Annotated in this window: 6 protein-coding genes and 1 pseudogene; all 7 read left to right on the top strand. The window is 64.7% G+C overall.

Annotated elements, in window-relative coordinates:
• The coding region (locus WBF82_RS14365) for an alpha/beta fold hydrolase (RefSeq protein ID WP_424383667.1) at window positions 1–850 on the top strand (850 nt) is incomplete at its 5' end.
• A gap of 69 nt (window positions 851–919) precedes the next feature.
• Entirely contained in the window at window positions 920–1,615 is a 696-nt protein-coding gene (locus WBF82_RS14360; protein ID WP_424383666.1) for a TetR/AcrR family transcriptional regulator, read from the top strand.
• Complete coding sequence (locus WBF82_RS14355; RefSeq protein ID WP_424383665.1) at window positions 1,612–2,271, top strand: TetR/AcrR family transcriptional regulator; 660 nt, start codon at window positions 1,612–1,614, stop codon at window positions 2,269–2,271. The genes WBF82_RS14360 and WBF82_RS14355 overlap by 4 nt, the downstream gene beginning before the upstream one ends.
• 117 nt (window positions 2,272–2,388) lie before the next feature.
• Entirely contained in the window at window positions 2,389–3,090 is a 702-nt protein-coding gene (locus WBF82_RS14350; protein WP_424383668.1) for a haloacid dehalogenase type II, read from the top strand.
• A gap of 31 nt (window positions 3,091–3,121) precedes the next feature.
• Window positions 3,122–3,655, top strand: a complete 534-nt coding sequence (locus WBF82_RS14345) for a methylated-DNA--[protein]-cysteine S-methyltransferase (RefSeq protein WP_424383664.1) — start codon at window positions 3,122–3,124, stop codon at window positions 3,653–3,655.
• Window positions 3,656–4,135 carry an RNA polymerase sigma factor gene (locus tag WBF82_RS14340; RefSeq protein WP_424383663.1) on the top strand — a complete coding sequence of 160 codons (480 nt, stop codon included), beginning with the start codon at window positions 3,656–3,658 and terminating at the stop codon, window positions 4,133–4,135.
• Window positions 4,136–4,146: 11 nt separating this feature from the next.
• Window positions 4,147–4,408, top strand: a pseudogene (locus tag WBF82_RS14335) (methylated-DNA--[protein]-cysteine S-methyltransferase); the annotation flags it as partial.

The following is a 4,408-nucleotide window of genomic DNA, read 5'->3' as shown; positions in this document are numbered from 1 at the left end:
CCTCACGGTCGACGGTCACCGGCTGTTCTTCCGGGAAGCCGGCGATCCGCAGGCGCCTGCAGTGGTGCTGCTACACGGATTTCCGACCAGCTCATATATGTTCCGGGACCTGGTTCCCGCGCTCGCCGACGGCTACCGCGTCATCGCACCGGATCATTTGGGCTTCGGGCTTTCTGACGCGCCGCCGGTGGAGCAGTTCAACTACACCTTCGATGCGCTTGCGGCCCTGACACAGGGCTTGTTACGCGAATTGAGGATCGACCGGTATGCGGTGTACGTGCAGGACTACGGTGCGCCGATTGGGTGGCGGCTGGCGCTCGCCGACCCGGCCGCGATCACGGCGATCATCAGCCAGAACGGCAACGCATACGACGCCGGATTTGTGGAGAGCTTCTGGAAGGTGGTCACGGCCTACCAAAGCGAGCAGAACGCCGAAACAGAAGGCCCGGTGCGGCAATTCCTCACCCTGGACGCGACCCGATGGCAATACCTCACCGGGGTGGCGGACGAGACTCTGGTCAATCCCGAGTCCTGGCATCACGACTATGCGCTGCTATCCCGGCCGGGCAACGACGAAGTGCAACTCACGCTGTTTCGCGACTATGCCAGCAACTCACCGCTATATCCGCGCGTGCACGAGTACTTCCGCGCTAGCAAGGTGCCCCTGCTGGCGGTGTGGGGCCGCGGCGACGAGATATTCGGTCCGGCAGGTGCGCAGGCTTTCGCCGATGACCTGCCTGACGCGGAAATCCATCTGCTCGACGGAGGACATTTCTTGCTGGAGTCGGCGCTGGACGAGGTGACCGGGCTGATCCGTTCCTTCCTCGCCAAAGTGCATCCCGCCGCCTAACAAGACACGGCGCAACCGTATGGGTTGAACATCCCATAACCGGCTCGCCACCGGCGTTAACCTGACGTTATGGTTCGTGTCGACCTGCACGACGACCGGCGTCTGACTGCCAAAGGTCGCGCCACCCGCGACCGGATCGTGAAGGTGGCCGCCGAGCTGATCCTGCGCGACGGTCTGTCGGCGTTGAACATGGACGCGCTGCGCAAGGCCGCGTCGGTAAGCGGCTCGCAACTTGCCCACTACTTCACCCACAAGCAGGCGCTGATCCGCGCAGTCGTCGTAAGGCAGATCAACGTGGTGCTCGACTTCCACCGTCAGCCCAAGCTGGGGAGTCTGGATACCTTTGACGACTTCGAGCGCTGGATTGATCTGAACATGCGCTACCTGCGGCGCATCGGCTACTCCGGCACGCCCACATATCATGCGCTGGCCGGACAACTCGGCAAGTCTGACACTGCGACACGCGAGACACTGGCGGCTGGCTACAACCAGTGGATCGAGCTGCTGCAGCAGGCGATTCAACGGATGAAGGATCACGGCGTCTTGGTCGCATCCGCAGACCCACGAAAGTTGGCTTTGGTCATAGTCAGTGCCCATCAAGGCGGCGCCACGCTGAGTTTCACCTATCGCCAGGAGTGGCCACACGCCGACGCTGCGCGGTTCGCGGTCAACTACTTGCGCATGTTCGCCATCGACCCCGCCGAACGGGTTCCCCGTCCTGCACGCCGCCCCCGCGCTCGACGCGCGAAGCCAGCAGCATCGTGAACGACAACGCCACAACAGATTTCACTCGCAAAGGACGCGCGACTCGGGCGCGCATCGTCGACGTCGCCGCCAAACTGATGTTCCAGCGCGGCGTTGCCGGCACCAGCATCGACGAGGTGCGCAGCGCGGCGGCTGTTAGCGGATCGCAGATCTCGCACTATTTCCATGACAAACGCGATCTGACCCGCACGGTGATCGACGCACGCCGCGACGACGTCCGAAAGTTTCACCGGCAGCCACAGCTCGGCGCCCTGGACAGCCTGGACGCGCTGCAAGCGTGGGCCGATGCGAACATTGCCGGCATCAACGCGGTCTACCGCAGGGGTGGATGTGTCTACGGTTCGCTGGCCGGGGAGTTGGTTGAGGCCGACGCCGAAATCCACGCCGATCTGGCCGCGGGCTATGACCAATGGATTGGTCAGTTTCGCGCCGGACTCACCGAGATGCGCCGCCGCGGCGATCTGCGCCCCGAGGCCGATCCGCGGCACCTCTCGGCCGCACTGGTCGCTGCGCATCAGGGCGGCGCCATGGTCACCTACATCACCGACAGCCCCGAACCGCTGCGCGCAGCGCTGAACGCGGCTGTCGAATATGTGCGCTCGTTCGCACCAGCGCCCAAGCGCCGCGGATCCGCTCGCCGCAAGTCCTCGAGCTGAACACCGACTAGAATTTCTGGGTTGTCTGACCCATAATGTTTGGGCGCGAATCCCCCGCCGGTGAGGCCTGCGGAAAAATGGCCATCGTCGTGGGCTGACGTGGATGATGGAGAGATGATTGCCGCTCCATCCGTCTTGGTGTTCGACGTGAACGAAACACTGATTGATATCGAATCCATGACACCGCTTTTCGAGCGCATCTTCGGCGACCCAGCGGCGGTGCGCGAGTGGTTCAACCAGCTCGTCATGTACTCGATGACTGCAACGCTCTCGGGGCACTACGTCGATTTCTTTACCCTTGGCCAGGGACTGCTGCAGATGCTCGCCAGCACCCATCGCCTCGTGGTCAACGACGACGACGTGCAGGCACTGAAGGAGAGCATGCTGACGATGCCCGCCCATCCCGACGTCGAGGATGGCCTGACAACGCTGCGCGACAACGGATTTCGCCTGGTCACGCTGACGAATTCGCCACCCAATCCTGGCGGGCCGACCCCGTTGGAACACGCAGCGCTGGCGCACTTCTTCGAGCAGACGTTCAGCGTCGAGGCGTGTCGCGCGTTTAAACCCGCGCCAGCCGTATACCGGTACGTGTCCGAGGAACTCGCGGTGGCTCCGGCGGATTGCATGATGGTCGCTGCCCACGTCTGGGACACCATCGGGGCGCAATCCGCGGGATTCAGCGGCGCGCTGATCACTCGCCCCGGCAATGCGCTGCTACCGATTCCCGGCTTACCGCAACCGGCGATCGTCGCCAACGATCTGCGCGAGTTCGCCCGGCAGCTCACAAACGGGGCGGACCAGACGTTTACCGGGTAGATAGCAATTCCGACGACCCACGGAGCCGCCCATGTCTACCGCAGCCGCCACGATTTCGACGCGTCACGTCGTCATCGAATCACCGATCGGCCCGTTGACGCTGGTGCGCGACGACTCCGGCCTGACCGGAGTGTACTTCCCCGGCCACTGGACCCGCCCGGACCGCGAGTCGTTCGGACCGCACGTCGACTCAAATGTCGATCACGGCTTCGACGAGGCCGTTGCCCAGCTGGCCGAGTACTTCGCCGGTGCGCGCCGGCAATTCGATCTGCCGCTCAACCCGCGCGGTTGCGATATGGCGCGCCACGTCTGGCGACGACTGGCCGAAATCCCGTACGGCGAAACCACTACCTACGGTGAGCTGGCGAGCAGGGTCGGCGGCGACATCGACGCGCGCGACGTCGGCGGCTTGGTTGGCGGCAATCCGCTGTCGATCCTCATCCCCTGCCATCGGGTGCTCGGAGCAGGCGGGAAACTCACCGGATATGCCGGCGGCCTGAATCGTAAGCGTTACTTGCTCGAACTGGAGGAGGCGATACCCGCCTCGCCTGACACGCTGTGGTAGATGAAGCCGCCGTTTGAGAAGGTCGTCGCGCAGCACGGCGCCACCGTGCTGCGGGTGGTCCGCGCGGTCCTCGGCCACGCCGATGCTGACGACGCCTGGTCCGACACCTTCTTGGCGGCGATGAAGGCCTACCCCGGCCTACCGACCGATGCGAACCTCGAGGCGTGGCTGGTTACCATCGCCCACCGCAAGGCGATCGATATTCACCGCGCCACGTCTCGACGGGCGATACCGGTCGCGGAGACACCGGATAAACCGGGGTGTGGCCACCCCGCCGAACATCACTCTGACCTGACCGAGGCGGTCGCCGCGTTGCCGACCAAACAACGTCAGGCGGTGGCCTACCACTACCTGGCCGGCCTGCCCTACGCCGAGATCGCCACGCTGCTGGACAGCAGTGCGGCCGCGGCTCGGCGCGCGGCCGCTGACGGCATCGCCGCGCTGCGACGTACGTACCCGCACAACAGTATTGACGAATAAGGAGTCCACCAATGACCACAGTTGACCTCGCCGCGCTCTACCCGGTTGACGACGACGACATCACCCGCCTGCACGCCCGGCTGGCGGCGGCTGCCGACCGCGACGACCTTCTCGATGTCGCCTACCGAACGGTCGACTCACCCGTCGGCGCCTTGCTGGTGGCCGCGACGCCGGCCGGGCTGGTGCGCGTGGCGTTCGGCAGCGAGGGCCACGACGCGGTGGTGCAGAACCTTTCCGACCGCATCAGCTCCCGATTGCTGCACGCCCCGAAGC

Origin of the sequence: Mycobacterium sp. (genome assembly GCF_049673265.1) — a bacterium.
GTDB lineage: Bacteria > Actinomycetota > Actinomycetes > Mycobacteriales > Mycobacteriaceae > Mycobacterium.
Note: the sequence above shows the minus strand (reverse complement) of the source record. Positions and strands in the feature narration are given on the sequence as shown.